This window comes from Paenibacillus terricola, assembly GCF_014779765.1.
GTDB lineage: Bacteria > Bacillota > Bacilli > Paenibacillales > Paenibacillaceae > Paenibacillus_T > Paenibacillus_T terricola.
This window is the reverse complement of sequence record NZ_JACXZA010000008.1, coordinates 92,230-110,751: the sequence shown is the minus strand read 5'-3', so window position 1 is coordinate 110,751 and position 18,522 is coordinate 92,230. Positions and strand designations below refer to the sequence as shown.

Below are 18,522 nucleotides of genomic sequence, written 5' to 3'. Positions count from 1 at the left end.
AATATTGCCTCCCCATTTACTTGGTATTTAGCGCGAGTTGAGCTCCTTTTTTCTGTTCGATTGTATCTTTGACATATAGCGCTATATGCTTCGCGACATTGACGCCATGGATTTTCCATGACTTGGCGAATTCCGGGTTTTGATTGACTTCGCAGACCACATAGCGCAACTGCGTGTAGTCGAAGAACAGATCGGCGCCATATATTCCTTCGCCCAGCACTTCCACCAACTGGTTGCAAATGGCCGCGATTTCCTCGTTAACGGCAATCGGCTCAATTTCCGCGCCAAGATGCGTATTCGTTTTCCAATTCTCGGCCGATACTCTTCGGAATGCTGCAATCGGAGTTCGACCGACAATGACGACCCGTATATCATAATCCCCCTTCTCTATATACTCCTGCACTAGCACTGGGAACGATTGGTGTGCAGGGTCTACAGATTCCCTTGCGGCCAGCCATCCATCCAGGCATTCTTTGCCGGTAATTCGCGCGATTCCTCTTCCCCATGACGAGGTGGCCGGCTTAATGACGCATAAGTCTCCGAATGTTTGCAAACCTTCGGAGAGCTTCGCAGGCGTGAAAGCAATTTGAAATCTCGGTTGAGGAACGCCGGCATTATCGAACACAATGGCTTGATGAATTTTATTCGTGCATACGGCTATGGCCTGATTCGTATTCAAAGTGTCATAACCGGCTAGATCAAGCAGATGGGATCGACTAAGCGCATTTTTCTGTGATAGGCAGCGGATAAGCGCAAGGCCGTAGGAATCGGCAGCCCCCGCTCCAAGCGGCAGATCCATAGAGTCCAAATTGACTTCGACCTGAATGCCCTCTTCGTTCAGATGCTGTATGATAAGCTGCTCCTCTTCGCGCAGCTTCGTTACGCACAATAAAATCCGCTGATCCATATTCACTCTCCTACTCTCCCCAAGTTTCTTCGATTTCCGGAGCCAGAGCGATCGTTACGAGATTGGATTGGACTTGTACCTCGTGCTCTTGACCACATGATTCGCATTCTACGATTTCACCTGTCGATACTTGCTCTCCCAGCTCGATTTCCGATTTGCAAACCAAGCAGCTCAAATCTGCCATTATCCTTGCACCTCCCTCAATTTGTGAGCCCAATAAGATCAACCTCTATTCCCCTTAGCTTAAACTTACAATTCCCAGCGGCTAAGTTAGAATTGAAAGTTGAGTTCACTTTAACATTCGAACCCCTATCAGTCAATTGCTTCCATAATAGATAACTTTTATATGCGTTTCATATTTTCAATACAAGCGCTTCCAGAGGTACCGGTTTTATGAAACAAGCAATGTGGATTTACAATCCGGCTGAAAAAAAAAGAGACTTCCAATCTGTCGACAGATTGAAAGTCTCCGGTTAAACTTGCAAGGCCGAAGTAGCCACTATTGCTCTAACAAAATTTTATCGATGCTTGCCAGTTGGATACAAATGCTTAATACCTCGATCGATTTCTCTAGTTCTTTCACAGATGGAAATGAGGGGGCAATGCGTATATTACGGTCACGTGGGTCTCGTCCATAAGGGAATGTCGCTCCTGCCGCAGTCAATGTAACCCCGGCATCGGCTGCCATTTTCACCGCAATCTTGGCACAACCGTCCAGTGTATTCAAACTAATGAAATATCCTCCGTTTGGTTTGTTCCAGAATGCGATATTCTTCCCGTCAAGTTCTGATTCTAACTTACCCAAGACCATCTCAAATTTAGGTTTAAGAATAGCGGCATGTTTGGCCATATGACTTCTTACATGATCCATATCCTTCAGGAATCGGGTATGTCTCAACTGGTTAATCTTATCGGGACCAATGGTCTGGACAGAAATCAGGCTCCGCATGTAATTGATGTTCTCGACGCTTCCGGCCATAGCAGCAACACCCGCTCCTGGGAAAGTGATCTTGGAGGTGGAGCAGAATAGAAATACACGGTCAGGATTTCCGGCTTCTTTACATGCGCTTAGCACATTCGTCAACGGATCTGGTTGGTCAGTCAGATGATGTACACTGTACGCGTCATCCCAGAAAATTCTAAAATCTCTCGCCTTCGTCTTCATGTTGGCAAGCCTATTGACAACCTGATGCGAATACGTGATCCCATCAGGGTTGCTGTATTTGGGAACACACCATATTCCTTTAATCGAATCATCCTGACTAACCAGTGCCTCAACCGCATCCATATCCGGACCATCATGAAGCATATCCACTACGATCATCTCAATATTCAACAGTTCACATATAGCAAAATGTCTGTCGTAACCCGGGCTTGGACACAAGAATTTAACTGTTGGTTGTTTCACCCACGGTTGCTCGCTGCCATAAACACCGTGAAGCATCGCTCGGCTAATCGTATCGTGCATCATCGTAAGACTTGAGCTTCCACCGATAATAACTTCATTTGAACTTACCCCAAGTATTTGTGCAAAAAGCTCTTTCGCTTCGGGTATCCCATCAACACCGCCATAATTGAGACAATCCGATCCATCCGATGCTTGTAAACGATCACTGGATGTGACCGTATCGAGCATGCTCTTTGATAACTCTAGCTGTTCAGGACATGGTTTCCCTCTAGACATATCTAATTTCATATTCTGATTCTTATACTCATCATATCTTTCTTTAAGAGACGCATAATGCTGGTTTAATTGCTCTATATTCATGTTCAAAAAATCTGTATGATGCCCCATGGACCAACTCTCCCGTCAGTGTAAATAGGTTTGACCATAAATGGCGTTAATCAACTCATTAGCGCTTAGCTATAGTTAATTATATCCATGACACTGATATAGATGAAATTAATATTCGTGATATCAGCTATTAAATAAATTAATAGATAGTGATTCAATATGAAGCGCTGTGTTCATGCCAGCGTCGGCACCAGTCCTATTATAGCCGGCTTGCGTATAGTGGAACGGATCCTTCATTAACCCCGCTGCAGCCATTCCTGCAAATTTGGTCGAGACAAGAACCGCTTTCTCGTATGTATTGCACAGATCGGTTTGCGCTTGAATGATCGGTTCATAAAGGGAAGCATCGTCTCGATGGTTCCCGATTCGAACGACGTAGCATCGATCGATTCCGGCCTCCGCCATGCCATTAATCATTGCCTTCATTCGGGCTGTATAATCTGCCGTCGTCATCGCATTATCGCCGTCTGTCTCCCCTTGGCACCAAACCATGAATTTATTCTTAATGGTATAGCCGTTAGCTGTGAGCCAGGATTTAGCCGAATTAAACCGGGCAATGGCATCGTCCAGAAATGCCCCGTTCGGCTGCCATAAGTTGATTGATGTTCCTCCTTTGGAACATGAAACCGCAACAAGGGGACGACCCGTGATTTTGTAATACTCTATAGCAAAGGAAGAGATCATCGAGCCTGTTTTCGTTGATTCTGTGACCCCGCTGATCGCATTGTTCTCGTTTACTCCGAATGGTTCCGTAATGGGGTAAAGTTTCGTCGGGTCAGATATCGCCCTAAACTCGAAACCGCAGCCGTTAGGTACAATTGGAGCATCAGCAGCAGTACCCCGGCCGGCCATATTGGATTGCCCCATGAACATGACTAAATCAACTACATTGTTTTCGCCCACCACAAACACCGTCCTCGCTTTTGTGATTCTACTTCCTAAATTAACGAACTGAAACACTTCAAAGATCATCTTCGTCTAATCAATGGAGGTGGTATATATGAGAAAATATTTTGTTTGGTTTCCATTTTTACTATTCTTAGTTTTAGTTGGATGTTCTTCTAATACAATAATCCCTCTTCCTCCCGGAGCAAGTCAATCCAAATCCATTTGTCCTGAAGAAATTGTTCACTTGGGCGGGGCTTGCTACTCCGTACCCGAAGCACACAATGCAACAATAGCTTGGTATGATAATAAATCTAAAGAAGAAGGCTGGACTTTTAATATCACGACAGATGATGAGCCCTACTCTTACGTATTAATTACTAAAGATAGGAAAGCCACCATTACTTTCTACAGACAGTCAGACGATAAACATACCGGCTTATTATTAATTACAGAATAATTTAGTTCATTGAAAGAATATGACTAGAAAAGTCAAACGACTTATATAAAACAAATAAGGCTGCGTCTACACGCAGCCTTATTTGTTTTAACATCTTCATTGGATACTGGCCTGGATGAAGCCCCCGCAAGACTCGCGGAAGATGAACGGGGTCTCGAACACGACTGCTTTAGGCTTCGACTTGGGATCAAGAATTCGTCCCATTGCTAAGCGGATGCATGCGGCAGCCATCTCTTCAACCGGCAGCTTAACCGTCGAGAGGGACGGAACGCTGTATTTCTCGGCATCATGGTCTCCGTACGTCAAAATCTCCATTGCATCGGGAATCTGGATATTTGCGCGATGAAACACAGGAAGAGCTGCGACAGCCATAATTCCCAGCGGAAAGAATAGGCCTGTCGGCAGTTCGCCGCCTCCCTCCACAAGCGTCTTGGCCGCCGCATATCCGCCCTCCATTGTCATCGGAGCAGCCTGGATATGCCGCTCCTCCAGTTCGAGTCCGTACTTGGCGCATGACTCGACGAACCCCCTGAAGCGCAAATTGTTCTCCGACCTCATGAGATGTTCAGGCACGATCGTACCGACCTTCTTGTGCCCGCGGATCGCAAACAATTCTGCCGATTTGCGTCCGATCTCATACGTATCGACATGAACGCAGCTATAGGTACTGCTCTTGCGGTTGAACAGCACGGTCGGCACGCTTAGCGGATTGTCTTCAAGATAACGTTGGTCCTCTGCTGAGATGCCCGTTAGAATCACGCCATGGTACATGCCGCTGTCGCATATTTCCTTTATTCTATGGATGTGCTTTCGCTTGAAAGGCTGGATCGTCATCTCGAACGCATGCTCTTGTTCCAGTATCGAACTCTGGGCTCCAGTGAAGAAACGTCCCAACAAGTCGGAAGAGAGGTCGGACGGCCAGAACGTGGCGATAACCGGAAGGCTGCGACCACCGGTTTGTCTCAATCGCCTTGCCGATATATTGGGTACATAACCGATTCCCTGCGCAGCTTCTAGGATGCGCTGCTGCGTTTTTTTGGAGATGCGCATTTCGTCACCGCGGCCGTTGAGAACGATAGATACCGTTCCTACGGAAACCTTCGTTTTCTCGGCGATTTCCTTAATCGTAGACATACCCATCCGTCCACTCCCTATTCTTAATACTCCATTAATACGGAAAAGCATCGGGAATGTCAATTGCTGCGTCTTTGAATGCCGGCCAGAATGGGTCATCGATCTTGACATTTCCACAAGATCTACTTACGATTTAGTGGCTAGTTGCTAAAACGTTATAGCAACGAATGGTTTATTTCTCAGGAGGTTAAAGCATGCCGACGCCCCCCGCAACTGCAATTAATAAGCCGTTAAATGATAAGAGAATTTGGACGGCCGAATTTATTAAACTAACGATCGCGACAACACTGCTTCGAATCTGTACGCAAGTTCAGATTACTTCAATGCCGTTGTTCTTCCTTCACTTGGGAGGCAGCAACGCGCTTGCCGGGCTGTCCATGACCTTCTTCACGCTAGCAGCTCTTCTGACGAGACCGCTTATCGGCATAACGCTCGACACATACGGGCGCAAGCCCATTCTTCTGTGGGGTGTCGTCGTATATACGATCTCCACTGTGTTGTACGGTTTTGTTGCCTTCATTCCGGCTCTAATCTTCCTGCGAATTATGCATGGCATATCTTTCTCAGCAAGTTCGACAGCGACTAGCACAATGGTTTCTGACGTCTTGCCGGAAGACAAAATGACAGAGGGCATCTCTTATTTCGGACTGTTCGGAACGTTAGCCGTGGCGATTGCGCCGCCTGCTACGCTTTACCTATTGGAAGTATCCGATTATGCCGTACTTTATTACTTGACCGGTGCCGTCTCCTTGATCGCCCTCCTGATCAGCGTGCGCATCGAATCCGAGAAGAACAAGCGGCGCAAGGAGTCGGCGGCGAACGCCGAGCCATCCCTATCGAAGCGGCATTCGCCGGAGGCGGCAAGCCACTGGTACAAACTGTTGGAACCTCGGGCCATCCCGCCTTCGGTTATCGTCCTGTTCGTTTCTCTGGCAACCAGCTCGTTCATGGTATTCCTCCCGTCATTCGCGATCGGCAACGGCATCCGTCATATCGGCGTGGTTTTCGTCGTGCAAGCGACTGCGCTTGCGCTTTCCCGCTTCATCGTCGGTCCTTGGATCGCAAGGATGGGTCCCCGCCTCGTCATGTTCATCAATCTCCTTACGCTCGGGATTGCGCTTGTCGGAATCAGTTTCTCGAGCAAATTGTGGGAACTGGTCATATGGGCTGTCTTGTTCGGCTTTACGAGCGGATGCCTCATCCCTCAGCTCAATGCGAAGGCCATCACGAACACGGATAAAGCAAACCGCGGAAAGGCGAACGCTACATTCTATATCGCGATGGACTTCGGAATCGGCGCAGGCGCCGCGGGATGGGGGGTATTGTCTGACCTCTTCGAGATGCGGTGGATCTTCTTGCTTGCCGGCTCCCTCATGATCGTCGCTTTATCGGCGTTCGCTTATATGGAAAGCTCACGGCGGAACAATGCAGGCGTGTAGATTAACCGTTCTACCTACATGCATCTATCTCCGAATTTCATATTGACAGATTAATCAAGTGGCGTTACGATTCACGCGTAAGGCTATTTTGCTAAAACGAAATTGCAACTATTATGAAGGGATGTGATAGATGCAGGAATCCGAAAGGCAGCTAGAGCTACCCGAGCTGAGGACACGGGTCCTCCGAATAGAAAGAGGAGGAGATTATTTTGAAGACGAGAACAAAGCCTTTACTGCAACCCATTATGATGCTTGTAGCAATTGTTTCTTTGTTATCTGTAAGTTTTCTCGGTCTATGGCCTGACGTCTCCGCTGCTGCTGCAAAAGACAAACCTGCATTTAAACATAACGGAGCCCTCGTCATGTCGGCCGGCGAATCCTTTGCGTTGGAGATCGTCAACAAGCCTTCCGGCGCAAGTAATACTTGGAACAGCGACAAAAAATCAGTGGCAGCGGTGGATCAGGACGGACTCGTTAAAGCGGCTTCAGCGGGCTCTGCCACTATCACTTGTAAAATAACGGTTAACAATACAACGGATATTCTCTCCGTAAAAGTCATTGTCAAGGAGGCTCCTGTGAACCCATCAACAGAACAAGTACAAGTACCTGTCGACAAGAACGGATTCGATTCCAACGGAAGAATGGTTGCTTATTTCGGATCGCCCGTCATAGACGGCAATACGGATCCTGTATGGAACAAAGCGCAAGCGGTTTCACCTAAATATCCAACAAGCAATATCGAAACATCGGCAACGTTCAAGACGCTATGGGATGACCGCGCGCTTTACATTCTTGCAGAGGTTAAAGATCCTCACTTATCCGTGCAATCCGGAACGCCGTACATGCAAGATTCCATAGAGTTATTTCTCGATGAGAACAATAACAAAACACAGGAATACGGCGTAGACGATTTGCATTTTCGCGTGAATTATGAGAATGTGCTATCCGTAGACAACGGAAATGCCGACCGTTTCTACACTTCTGCAAGAAGAACGAAAGACGGTTATATCATTGAAGCAAGAATCGCATTGAATACGAAGCCTGATAACGGAAAGGTGCTTGGCATCGAATTGCAGGTGAACGATGCAATAGGAACGGAACGCGTCGGCACCATTAACGTATTTGATTCGACCGGCAGCGCTTGGAACGATACGACGAAGTTCGGCGAAGTCTTGCTTACGGGCAAGGCAAAAGGCGATGTCAGCGGGCTGAATCCCTACGATCTCGTCAATCTGATCAAAAGCACGCTGAAGCTTGATCTCAAGCTTTACAAGAATGCAAACGTCGTCACGGATGCGATTGCCGCAGCTTTCGCCGAAAATGTTCTCAAAGACCAAAAAGTCACCCAGGAGCAAATCGATCATCAATATGCCGCCATCAAGGATGCGGTCAGCAAGCTGGAAATGACGGACGAAGCGGCTAATGAGAAATATTTCAAGCCGGTACCGAATGAATATCGCATGGAATCCGGCAAATCAGGGACGATTGAAAGTTTATCGTATAAAGCGGCTAACTTAACCGGCGGCATGGACGACAAGAAACTAAATGTTTATCTTCCATACGGGTATGACGCTTCCAACCCAAATAAGAAGTACAATGTCCTCTATTTGATGCATGGCGGGGGCGAGAATGAGAATCTCCTCTTCGGCGGACCTGGCCAGAACAAAGAACTGAAGAAGATACTCGACAACATGATCGCGAATGGAGACATCGAACCGCTTATCGTAGTGACGCCTACGTTCTACGGCGGCAAAAATGATGTCGCTTTCTTCCATGAAGAGCTGATCAATACGGTTGTTCCGCTTGTGGAAACCAAATACAATACCTATGCCAAATCCGGAAGCTTGGACGATATGAAAGCATCCCGAGCGCATCGGGCATTCGGCGGGTTCTCCATGGGTTCGGTAACGACTTGGTATACCTTTATCCATGCTCTGGACTATTTCAAGTACTACTTGCCGTTAAGCGGCGACAGCTGGGTGCTCGAGCAAAGAGGCGGCGGCCTCCAGCCGAAGGAAACGGCGGAATACCTGGCCAACGTTGCAAGAGCGTCCGGGTATAAACCGCAGGATTACTACATTTTCAGCGCAACGGGCACGCAGGACATCGCATATCCGAATTTGAAGCCTCAGATCGACGCGATGAAGCAGTTAACCGATGTCTTTGTATATTCATCGGATACGAAGAAAGGGAATTTCTACTTTATCGCAGCCGATGGCGGCACGCATGCATGGAATTGGGTGAACCAGTACATTTACGACATCTTGCCGGATCTCTTTCAAGAATAGGGATTTTCTAGGCAAAGGCTCGGAGCCGATTGTCTTGGAATGCCCTAGCCGGATAATGGATTACATGATCAATAGCCGAGCAGCTCATCGAGCTCTCGGCCATTCGACATTAATCATTAACGCCTTCATTCGTATATGACCAAATCATCAACAACAGCCTTCTCTGCTTATTGCCCTCGGTTACCTTTAGCCTATTTTACAGGGATAAGTGCCCTTTCTTCGTTCAAGGCATATTGTAGGGGTATAATATTAAGGAGGCACACCATGATACACAATCAACCTTATATACAATCGGCTGTAATGCCTGAGTATCAGCAACAAATGCAAGCAAGCCCGAGTCAGGCCAATTGGGCACCTCAAATGCAAGCAAGCCCGAATCAAGGGAATTGGGGCCATCAAGCTATTCATGAGCAGCCTGCTTACCCCGCATATGATTATAGTCATATGCAACACGTCCCTTACACGCACGACGACTTCCACCACATGCATCCCTACCATCCGATGATGGACGATCATTACGACCCGGCGATGCATGAAATGTGGGATGAGCACATGCACTTCGATCACGATCATCATTACGATCATCATCACGATGGATATGAGCTCTCAGAATTAGATTATCATCATGCTTGGTATCATCCTATCGTGCATATGCATCATCACTTTCATCATCACTACCACCCGGTCGCAGAGGAACACAAAGGTGAAAAGCATAAGAAGGCACCCGCTTACCAGCCTTATAGTGGTTAGAATGAGCAAAGGCAGATTGAATGGTAGTATCATTCAATCTGCCTTTTATTTTATTATGATAAACTGCCCTCAAGCCTTGGACGACTCCGACATGGGCCGATCGGGATTTGGATCAAGCTCGTTTGTCCAAAGGGAGTCAATCCATACAACTCATTCATGGCATGAACGTCAAACCCTAACAGCGGACGTCCTTCCATTCCGGATGCACCGGCAGCAAGCAGCAAGCGCTGAACCAACATTCCCGCTTCCATTTGTTGAATCCGATAACCACGATAACCAAGCTCGGCATGAAGATGTCCCAGATCACCTGCCACATGGAAACAGAGTGGCACCTGGAATAAGTTCACATTATCCAAGGACATCCCATACTGAAGCCATTGCCTCTGATCACCGCTCTTAACAAGCTGCAATGCATGCGATACCTCATCATAATGATAGGCACCATCAGAAATTCCTTCGACGCCATAACAACAGACATATAATCGTACGCGAGACATTGGATGCCGGTACGAGCCATCCAGATCATTTCGATAGTGATAAGATCTCGTAACCTCTTGCAACAGCGCCGCCAAATCCGTCTGGCTCACTGCTCCCAATACATATTCATTTTCCGGTGAATAGCGCTTCCTGCACACCTCTGCCAGATCATATGCCAGTCTATTTACTTGAGGCAATACGTGATCATCGCTTTGATCGACTGCCTTGTGCTCGCTTCCTAGCTGCTTAAATGAAAGGGCGGAATCCATGATGGACGCTTCGTTCAGCTTGGTTAGCATCGGATAGTCCACAGCTTTACTTGAACGCATATAGTGTTCATGCTTCACGGTTGGAAGCTCCTTGCATAATTCCGTTGACGACAGCGGAGCGGTATTGCTGCTGCCATCGCGGAACCATTCCATGCTTGAATCTACCGTAAGCGGAATGACAGCATACACACTTTCCTCCGCCTCGGGTAATCCGATCAAATGGTTAATAGCACGATCAAGAAACTGAAAGTACACGCCCGCTTCCCAATCAAAGCGCTTCGCCACCTCAAGCAGCTGGCCAATCAACAATCCCGCGTCCAGTCCTTGCAGACGATAGGAGAAATTATTGTATTTATAAAAGTTTTTCCAGAAAAAGGTCGATACAAAAGCAGTCGCGAAGCTTCTCGTTACGTCGCAGCGATTGCCTAGCGCCTCGCCCACATAGGAATCAAATAGTCCTTCACGCAATAAAATCAAACGATGATGAGCCACATCATAATGATAAATCCCGTAAGGCAGCTCCTCGAGCTTCAAGTACATATAAATTTCGCTCGGATATAGCCCTCCGCCCGAAGGAACATACCGTCTGATAAGCTGCAAGGAGTTTTCCCATTCCTCCCCCGTATATTGCTCCGTAACACCATGACTAAGCCTTGCTAGACCGAAGGTATACCAAAGAAAGTACCCGATATCCCGAAGCGACGGCATCTCTCGCCCCCGCTTCCCTGTTAACTGCAACGGAACATCGGAAGCAAGAGGAAATACAGGCAAATGACGATATAGCTTATACGGCAAAGGCGCGTTCTCCCAATCAACCTCTACGTCCTTTGGTTTCGTTTGGTCAGGCTCGTATTGCAGTTGGTGTAAAAATGCCTTCAGACTCATTTCTCCGCCTCCTAAGTCCCAGCGCAAGGAAACCAACCAACTTATACGATAAGAAGCTGCTTACGGAAACGGATGCGGATCACGATTAAGTTGTTCTTGCTTAAGCGGCTCTTTCACATAGCCCAGCTCTGCTGGTATTCGCAGCACCCGCTCTAGGCCAGTCAAGCGGACAAGATGTTGACCGAATGTCATGGGGAGCATGCCTGGAATGAGCACCTTCACGCAATGAAGCCCATTTCTCAGCGTCTCTGGCGTCGATTGATTCACAACAATGACCTCTAGATCAAGGTCTCTGAAGGTTTGGAGAATATGGATTAATTCGTCCGTTAAATCTGCATGCCGAACCCTTGGTTTAAAAGCTTCTTTAAACGAGCGAATTGGACGGTCATTATTGAGCAGGAAATGCAGACGTTCTTCTGCTTCCTTCAAGCTATACAACATGGAGTGGTCTTCCATCTGCCGAACGAGATAAGGATCATGAAGCATTTGTTCATATTGCTCACGGTTCGCCTCTAACTTCTCGTTAAATGCAAGCAGCATGCCAGCAATCTCATGTATCGCACCTTTTGCCGCCCTCACAGGATCAGGATGCGCCCCCGCTGCACATATCATATTTACGCCTTGATCTGTTCTGTTCTTCGCAAACACCCAGACACTTGGAATGCCGTGCTCCATCGTCGAATCGAACAAATGGATATCATAACCGAAGACATCGCGCAGTCGCTCTAACATTAAGTTCATTTCGAGATCGCCTGAGGAATAGGGATCCAGAGGAACGAGCGGCAGCTGCGCATACCATGTCATTAGAAAAGAGTCCCTTTCTACAACCTCCAATATGCCGTAAAATATAGCTTCCTCCAAGCTTCCTCCTAATGCGCAGCCGTTAGAGGTTTCATATACAAAGCCGTGACCGCATCCGGCGCTGTAATAAGCAAGCAGCTCTGGTACAAGAATAGGCTTCTCCTGCAAAAACGAATATCCCCACACCCAGTCGATTTGCCTGTCTGGATCAAAGGATTGGAACGGAAAATCAGGCCGCTCATACTGCGCCTTATCATGTACGCCTACTCGAGTAGGGTTCAGCGCGATCTCTATTAAATTGTTGAAACTGTCATGAACCACTGTTTTCTTTCCTCGCGGCGATATGCCGCAATAGCGTTCCAAACCTTCCAATATCGCCGTCATTTCACTGTGCGAGAAAGAATGTGTACGCCCTGCGCAGCCTTCATCCCCCGAGAACATCGGTAGAATGATGCTTGCATCGGCAAATGGCGAGATCAGGTCGATCATTTTGCCATTCAACAAGCCGCTGCGATTGTCCAGATAATGGTTGGATAGCACTTCCTTCAACTCATCCATTGAACGAGTGCGGTAACTGTTTTCACTGATTTTGGGACTGGACTGCAGCTTTATTCGCGAAGCTGTCGCTGTGTCATCCGGTAATTCCCCGCAGACGGCACACAGCGGATCTGGCAGAAACCAATGAGACGAGCTATTGAGCGTCTGCAAATGCACGAGCTTAATATGATGCTCAAGATGAGTCGTATGATGGGTAAGAAAGCGGTGGACTTCTGCTGCGATATGATAAGCCATATGCAATAGTCCGCTGCGCGAAGACCAAATATCTGGATGAATTTCTCCATGTATGAACAAATTCTGCAGCTCCCACATTTCCTTCCGATCGTTTCCGGCCATTAAACGCCGCAAATCAGCGCATTGTGAACAGCCTGCTTTCCCAGGAACGACAAGCGGACCAATGACGCCTTCACCATAAGCTACAAACCCACGCAGCCATGGAATACCGGATTGCTTGAATATTTCCTCTGCCAGAAGATGAGAGGCGGAATCGTTGCCATCGCTAAGCACGAGCGCAAGTTCAGCCGTTTCCGGAACCTCGGAAGCCATGTCGTTAACCCTTGCAATCTGACAACTTGCAGACAATAGATCGCTTACGTAGTCCGCAAGCTGGCCTGCGCCAACAACCGCAACAATGGCGCTCATTCTTGGGCCTCCTCCCGAAGCGAGATGCCGTATACGCCCAACGTTTCTTTCAAGAAAGGTTCAACGGTTAGGTCAAATACGAGCAAACGCTTGTGAATGCCATTCAATTGCTGCATGGCCAACTGCACAACCTCACGATGTTCGAATGGATCGCAAGCGGGTATCGGAATAGCCTCCGCTGCGGACTCTCTTACACGCACTGAAACATGGTGCGCATTATCCGCAATTTGACCAGCCTTGTTCTGAACATCATGCAAGGCCATCATTAATACGCTCCGAAGCGCCCGAGTTATATTGAGATCAGCGGCGTCATACCACCTGCCATTTGTTTGCAGCCACACTGTAGGAAAACCTAATACGCCCTCGCCTAGTCCGAACGTCGGCGCTCCTTGCAGCGTAGTTATCGCATTTATATAAGCACGGCAGCGTTCATCCTCTACATGACTCAGATTCACCGGCGTGACAGACGGTGTGTGAGCTTCATACAGCTTTATCCGCGCATTCATTAAATACTTGTGCAAGGCGCGGCAAACGCCCTCCTCGAGCGTCTCACCGGCACCTACGCTGGCAATCTCATCGAACCTTGGAACGTCCGATTTTCCGCTTTCTTCACGCGCCTGATTGAGCGGCAGGCTCGCCATACGTGACACATACGCTTCAATTCCACGAAGACCCGCTTCCCTTCGCGCTTCTTCATGCTTATAACCATTGCAAATAATCTCAGGAAGAAGAATCGCAGGGCCAACTGACAACGGATCAACAGGCTGAACGAGGCACTGCGAAAGCGGAAGCTGTCGCAGCTCCCCTTCATCCCAAATATGGAAGATGCCTGTATCCGTTGATGTTAGCTGATTGAAGAAAGACAACAGCTCGCTTGCAGCTCGTTTCTCCGAATCCGTTCCTGCTTGCAGCCGGGCCTCTTCGATCTTCTCGATAAATGGTTGACCATGAACCAATGGATGAGGAAGAAACGAATGCCAATTCCCTTCCAGCGTCTCCAAATTAAGCAGAAACAGCTTATTGTTTTTGTCTGGTTTTATTACTTCTGCTGCCGTCTTCAACCATTCGAAGACAATGACGTTAGCGAGCAGCGATTCCGCTATAGGCGAAGCAGTATGGATATCGGTATCCTTATAAATAGCGGAATGATGGACTCTGCGCCATGCTGATTCCCAGTCGTCCTCCGAATTCGCATAGGAGAGCGGAACCGCTAAACCCGTTTGTTCATAAATAATAGCCGGCAGCAGAAACTTGTTATTCGCTCGGCAAATTTCATTAAGCAATCTTAACTCCGGTTCTCTGTCTTGATTCGAGACGAATAATATAGCCGTATAAGGCTCTACAATCGAAGACCAGTCGACTCCCGCATTATCCGATATGCTGATCTCGTCCACCGTGACCTCTGAATCAAACGCGCGATAATGTTGTTCCAACTCATGAATCCGTATTCGATTGTCCGTTTCCGCGTCCAAGCTTAGCAAGTGGAATTGCGGCAAGCCAGATTCTAATAATGATTTGACAAGCGAAACCAAAAAAGTGCCAGTTCCAACAACAAGCACGCTGGACTGACGATACAATTGAAAACGGTATGCACCTGACCCGTTGAAGCTGTCCAAAAATTCAATTTGAGCATCAAATTGCTTAACAATGCTTTCTTGCAGCTGATGCGGACGATCTTGACTGACATCTTGGACATAACCGTTCGCCTGCAATACTTTTGCAATCTCATAAATATAAGTACGATACTGTTCCGGCAATCCATCCGTTAAATCATGCATCGTATGCTCGCCATTAAATACAGGTATTAATTTCTCAATCCATTGATCAATCGAGCTGCCTTCCATCCGAAATGAACCGATATTATTGCGGAAATAAACACTTCCGTCCGAGCTGGGGAGAAAAAATGTATCGCCTCTCACTTTAAGACGCGTAGAAGGATCCAAATTTTATTCCTCCTTATCATGATATCTAACTTTCGTAACATGGCTCCTCTATAAAGGTATGTAAAGCCACTTGTCCGTCATGCCCGCACATGCATAGAAAGACACCCCTGCAAACGCAAAGCGTTTGCAGGGGTGTCTTGATCCTTTTATTTACATTTAACAGCTAACTTATTAACGGCAACGGGCACAGCCAGCGCAGCGTGCGCAGCCGCCGCAACGGAAGCCACCGCATCCTCCACATCTGAAACAACCGCCACAGCCGCCACAGCCGCCGCAGCCGCCGCATGAACAAAAACCGATGCAAAAGCCAAAGCCAATACACAGACGAGGATCCGCTTGAACTTGACCTTGACCCGCATTCGGCGTCATGCCGCTCACTTGAAAAGCATCCGTATTCAGATGTTGAAGATCATTCTTAAACTCATTCATTTTAATTAGCCTCCATTATATGTTCATGTGTTGATCATCAGCGTCCACTTAAAGGAAATGCAATTGAGACAGCCTAAACTGGTCAAAAGCCGATAATCGTTCATGCATAACGTATGACAAAAGCTCCGCTAGTGCATCTAGTCCATTTGCCTACTTTCACGTCTACCCTTGGTTTATATCATCCACGTCATTCGAATTCATTCCGTTCGGTAAGGGCAGAAGATCAAGCGACCGATCTACATGCGGTTTGAAATCCTTCGTTCGAATAATGACGGCTCCTTTGGAGGCGAGCAGCCGCCGCTCGGAAACTTTCCAAGTATGCGATTTTCGGTTCGAGCGGCGATTTTGGGCGAAATTATAGGAAGAGGCTGTGAACACTTTGAGACCCCGTTTCAAGCATGCTCGAACAAATCGCGCATCGGACCCCGCAACCACCTTGGTCGAGAAAGCAACCTTTTTGAACACTTTTTTGCGAAACATGATAGTAGGGCCAGCAATTCTTCTGCACCGACTGTAAGGCTTTGCCGTCCGTCTGCGAAGCAGCAGCAAGGATCGATGAGGAAAGAAGAAATACGTGGTGTTCTTGCCGACGACGTCTGCTTTCTTCTTGTTAAACACCAGCATGGATTCATCCAGATATTGGGGCGAATAGTAGTCATCGTCATCGAATTTGGCAATATAGCCATAGCTGGCGCGGGCAACCGCGAAATTGAGACATGCGCCCAAATTCTTACGTCCATTCACGCGAAAGACTCGGACGTTGTCATATTGCCGTGCAAGCTCCTTATAGGGGCGCAAGGCGATGCAGTTGTTATTGATGACGATAATGAGCTCTTTGACTGGCCATTTCTGACGGTTGTAATTGTCGAACACATTGTGCATAAGCCCTTTACGAATCGTCGAGGTAATAATCGTTACGCCTGCACGAGTGTCCGCAGACATCTTTTTGCGCCTCCTAGAGAAAGGTCAAGACTAATTGACATACCGGCTGTAATACTTGGTTTTGCGAACTAACCTGCATTGCGACATGTAGAGGCGCGTGGATTTCTTCTGTGTATGGCTGTTGTTGTTTGCTCGTCGAATGCAGACATAATGCCGCTTGGACATGGAATAGATGCGAATGCCTCTGCGGAAACAGCGCCCTAACCAGCCGGAATCGGTGCCAGATTGTTTGAACTCAGGGAAAGGGACACGATTCCAGACCGATTTGCGAAATACTAGCGTGCCTCCCTTGACGCTGCGCCTGTATCTTCGTTCGCCTCCACTGCGGAACACCATCAGCGCCCGCTTCGCTTCGAAGTAGAGGAACGCGGTATGCTTGCCGACGATGGGGCCTTTGCCGTTCTTGATTGCGCGGGCGGCTTCCTTCAGATACTTAGGACCGTAATAATCGTCGTCGTCAAACTTGGCGATGATGCCGTCATCTGCTAATTTGATCGCGTAGTTCAAACATTTGCCCAGTTTGTATCGCTGAGGAAGCTTAAATATACGAACTTCGTTATCCGGGTATTGACTTGCCCGTTGTCGATAGGCCTCGATGTCCATTTTGTCGTTGTTCAAGACGATGATCATTCGTTTATCCTTCCAGAGCTGCCGGTCGTAATTGTCGAATAGGTTATCCATATACGAGGCCCTCATCGTACAGGCGATCACGGTAATCATTTAGGCGTCATCCCCGTTTGGCTTAGGTTGAAGCTTGGCTTTGCGCTTATTCCATAATGTATTCCTTTTGATTTTGTACAGTTTGTTGTCGAGAACCTTTCGGTACAGCTTCAGAACGGAGTCCGTCATGACAATATCGGAATAACGGGTACGGGCATAACGCCGAAGCCTTCGCGCTGTGGGCAGCCGCTTGCGGTTGTTGACCTTAGCCGCCATACCGGAAGTCGTTCGGCACAACAGCTGCGGCATACCCCGAAGCACCTCGGCGACGCCGCCTTTCCGGAAACCGAGTACAGGCGTGCCGCTCGCCATCGCTTCGATGAGGACAAGACCGAAAGGTTCATCCCATATCGAGGTGAACAGGACGCAATTCGCGTTGGCTAGCAATTCGCGTTTACGATCACCGCCGACGGTGCCGACATAGCGGATTTGTCGGCCTAGATGCGGCTTGATCTTCGTGTTGTAATAGTTCTTGTCGTTCAGCGTCCCGGCAATGATGAGCCGCTTGCCCGTTTTCTTGGCCACCTTGATGGCCAGATGGACACCTTTCTCCTTGATCAATCTCCCCAGGAAGAGCATGTAGTCCTGTTTGGCGCTCTTGAACGTGTAATCGTCCATACGGATACCGTTGTATACCGCGTAGCCCCTTCGTTTTCCGTATTTGCGCAGGATGAATTTGCTGACGTAAACCGGAATCTGAACGCGGCTCTTAATCGCTTTGGAATGGGATTGGCAAATGGTCGGAATCGGCGGATTCGCTTTGGCGACGATACCATAGTGATCATGAATAATATCTACATCAGGCGGGAGGTTTTTAATAATGAAGTCAAGCTGTTCTTTCGGATCATTGGATTCGTATTCGAATGTTTGGGTCGCGTTCGAGGTTGAGCCCTTCTTGGCGAACAGAAATACCTCATGCCCCCGTTTAACCAATTCTTCCGTCAAATAATGAACGTCTCGCTGTGTGCCCCCGTAATCCTTCGGTGGGACAGGAATCGTATTCGTCGAAATTTGGGCAATTCTCAAATGTCCCTCAGCTCCTTAGGGCCTTATAGTCCATAGGCATTCTGTGTAGGATATGAGCGGACAACTATGCAGGTCACGGCGCATTCACCAGATTCAATGGCATTAATCGCGGTTTTATTTACTGCTTTTAGCATAAGGCCTATACCAAATGAAAGCATTCTTCATAGAATAC

Annotated in this window: 16 protein-coding genes; 4 read left to right on the top strand and 12 right to left on the bottom strand. The window is 47.9% G+C overall.

The features are described 5' to 3' along the window. Nucleotides 1-16: 16 nt before the first annotated feature. The 4 genes from H8B09_RS26215 to H8B09_RS26200 all read right to left on the bottom strand — a co-directional run bounded on the left by H8B09_RS26215 (nucleotide 17) and on the right by H8B09_RS26200 (nucleotide 3,605). Nucleotides 17-907 (bottom strand): RimK family alpha-L-glutamate ligase, encoded by an 891-nt coding sequence (locus H8B09_RS26215; RefSeq protein ID WP_191206557.1) that lies wholly within the window; start codon nucleotides 905-907, stop codon nucleotides 17-19. 10 nt (nucleotides 908-917) lie between these two features. After that, on the bottom strand, nucleotides 918-1,091 hold the full coding sequence (locus H8B09_RS26210) for a lysine biosynthesis protein LysW (RefSeq protein WP_191206556.1): 174 nt from the start codon (nucleotides 1,089-1,091) through the stop codon (nucleotides 918-920). Between the two features lie 315 nt (nucleotides 1,092-1,406). Continuing rightward, complete coding sequence (locus tag H8B09_RS26205) at nucleotides 1,407-2,702, bottom strand: aspartate aminotransferase type Ic (protein WP_191206555.1); 1,296 nt, start codon at nucleotides 2,700-2,702, stop codon at nucleotides 1,407-1,409. 123 nt (nucleotides 2,703-2,825) lie between these two features. Next, on the bottom strand, nucleotides 2,826-3,605 hold the full coding sequence (locus H8B09_RS26200) for a sialate O-acetylesterase (RefSeq protein ID WP_318152776.1): 780 nt from the start codon (nucleotides 3,603-3,605) through the stop codon (nucleotides 2,826-2,828). Between the two features lie 97 nt (nucleotides 3,606-3,702). Between H8B09_RS26200 and H8B09_RS26195 the strand changes: the two genes are divergently transcribed. Continuing rightward, nucleotides 3,703-4,047 carry a putative periplasmic lipoprotein gene (locus H8B09_RS26195; protein ID WP_191206554.1) on the top strand — a complete coding sequence of 115 codons (345 nt, stop codon included), beginning with the start codon at nucleotides 3,703-3,705 and terminating at the stop codon, nucleotides 4,045-4,047. A gap of 96 nt (nucleotides 4,048-4,143) precedes the next feature. Here H8B09_RS26195 and H8B09_RS26190 read toward each other — a convergent pair whose 3' ends face one another. Beyond that, nucleotides 4,144-5,181: a LacI family DNA-binding transcriptional regulator gene (locus H8B09_RS26190; RefSeq protein WP_224754029.1), complete on the bottom strand. Its 1,038-nt coding sequence runs from the start codon at nucleotides 5,179-5,181 to the stop codon at nucleotides 4,144-4,146. 194 nt (nucleotides 5,182-5,375) lie between these two features. On the opposite strand from H8B09_RS26190, the gene H8B09_RS26185 reads away from it, so the two are divergent. The 3 genes from H8B09_RS26185 (at nucleotide 5,376) to H8B09_RS26175 (ending at nucleotide 9,658) form a co-directional block, all read left to right on the top strand. After that, nucleotides 5,376-6,620 (top strand): MFS transporter, encoded by a 1,245-nt coding sequence (locus tag H8B09_RS26185; protein ID WP_191206552.1) that lies wholly within the window; start codon nucleotides 5,376-5,378, stop codon nucleotides 6,618-6,620. A 209-nt stretch (nucleotides 6,621-6,829) separates the two neighbouring features. Beyond that, complete coding sequence (locus H8B09_RS26180) at nucleotides 6,830-8,908, top strand: sugar-binding protein (protein ID WP_224754028.1); 2,079 nt, start codon at nucleotides 6,830-6,832, stop codon at nucleotides 8,906-8,908. A gap of 264 nt (nucleotides 8,909-9,172) precedes the next feature. Next, complete coding sequence (locus tag H8B09_RS26175) at nucleotides 9,173-9,658, top strand: hypothetical protein (RefSeq protein ID WP_191206551.1); 486 nt, start codon at nucleotides 9,173-9,175, stop codon at nucleotides 9,656-9,658. Nucleotides 9,659-9,711: 53 nt separating this feature from the next. On the opposite strand, the gene H8B09_RS26170 is transcribed toward H8B09_RS26175, so the two are convergent. The 7 genes from H8B09_RS26170 to H8B09_RS26140 all read right to left on the bottom strand — a co-directional run bounded on the left by H8B09_RS26170 (nucleotide 9,712) and on the right by H8B09_RS26140 (nucleotide 18,350). After that, entirely contained in the window at nucleotides 9,712-11,289 is a 1,578-nt protein-coding gene (locus H8B09_RS26170) for a SagB family peptide dehydrogenase (protein ID WP_191206550.1), read from the bottom strand. Between the two features lie 60 nt (nucleotides 11,290-11,349). Next, a complete protein-coding gene (locus H8B09_RS26165) occupies nucleotides 11,350-13,290 on the bottom strand; it encodes a TOMM precursor leader peptide-binding protein (protein WP_191206549.1) in 1,941 nt (646 codons plus the stop codon). Next, complete coding sequence (locus H8B09_RS26160) at nucleotides 13,287-15,233, bottom strand: putative thiazole-containing bacteriocin maturation protein (protein ID WP_191206548.1); 1,947 nt, start codon at nucleotides 15,231-15,233, stop codon at nucleotides 13,287-13,289. Before H8B09_RS26160 ends, H8B09_RS26165 begins: the two co-directional genes overlap by 4 nt. 171 nt (nucleotides 15,234-15,404) lie before the next feature. Then, complete coding sequence (locus H8B09_RS26155) at nucleotides 15,405-15,662, bottom strand: heterocycloanthracin/sonorensin family bacteriocin (protein WP_191206547.1); 258 nt, start codon at nucleotides 15,660-15,662, stop codon at nucleotides 15,405-15,407. A 162-nt stretch (nucleotides 15,663-15,824) separates the two neighbouring features. Continuing rightward, nucleotides 15,825-16,604, bottom strand: a complete 780-nt coding sequence (locus H8B09_RS26150; RefSeq protein WP_191206546.1) for a glycosyltransferase family 2 protein — start codon at nucleotides 16,602-16,604, stop codon at nucleotides 15,825-15,827. Nucleotides 16,605-16,634: 30 nt separating this feature from the next. Next, nucleotides 16,635-17,324: a glycosyltransferase family 2 protein gene (locus H8B09_RS26145; protein WP_263576158.1), complete on the bottom strand. Its 690-nt coding sequence runs from the start codon at nucleotides 17,322-17,324 to the stop codon at nucleotides 16,635-16,637. Then, the gene (locus tag H8B09_RS26140) at nucleotides 17,325-18,350 is read right to left on the bottom strand and encodes a glycosyltransferase (RefSeq protein WP_191206544.1); all 1,026 of its coding nucleotides are present in this window, start codon (nucleotides 18,348-18,350) and stop codon (nucleotides 17,325-17,327) included. Nucleotides 18,351-18,522 lie beyond the last annotated feature (172 nt).

Coding starts and splice junctions, on each gene's coding strand:
- H8B09_RS26215 (WP_191206557.1), bottom strand. CDS start 907: ATGGATCAGCGGATTTTATTGTGCGTAACGAAGCTGCGCGAAGAGGAG.
- H8B09_RS26210 (WP_191206556.1), bottom strand. CDS start 1,091: ATGGCAGATTTGAGCTGCTTGGTTTGCAAATCGGAAATCGAGCTGGGA.
- H8B09_RS26205 (WP_191206555.1), bottom strand. CDS start 2,702: ATGGGGCATCATACAGATTTTTTGAACATGAATATAGAGCAATTAAAC.
- H8B09_RS26195 (WP_191206554.1), top strand. CDS start 3,703: ATGAGAAAATATTTTGTTTGGTTTCCATTTTTACTATTCTTAGTTTTA.
- H8B09_RS26190 (WP_224754029.1), bottom strand. CDS start 5,181: ATGTCTACGATTAAGGAAATCGCCGAGAAAACGAAGGTTTCCGTAGGA.
- H8B09_RS26185 (WP_191206552.1), top strand. CDS start 5,376: ATGCCGACGCCCCCCGCAACTGCAATTAATAAGCCGTTAAATGATAAG.
- H8B09_RS26175 (WP_191206551.1), top strand. CDS start 9,173: ATGATACACAATCAACCTTATATACAATCGGCTGTAATGCCTGAGTAT.
- H8B09_RS26170 (WP_191206550.1), bottom strand. CDS start 11,289: ATGAGTCTGAAGGCATTTTTACACCAACTGCAATACGAGCCTGACCAA.
- H8B09_RS26165 (WP_191206549.1), bottom strand. CDS start 13,290: ATGAGCGCCATTGTTGCGGTTGTTGGCGCAGGCCAGCTTGCGGACTAC.
- H8B09_RS26155 (WP_191206547.1), bottom strand. CDS start 15,662: ATGAATGAGTTTAAGAATGATCTTCAACATCTGAATACGGATGCTTTT.
- H8B09_RS26150 (WP_191206546.1), bottom strand. CDS start 16,604: ATGTCTGCGGACACTCGTGCAGGCGTAACGATTATTACCTCGACGATT.
- H8B09_RS26145 (WP_263576158.1), bottom strand. CDS start 17,324: ATGATTACCGTGATCGCCTGTACGATGAGGGCCTCGTATATGGATAAC.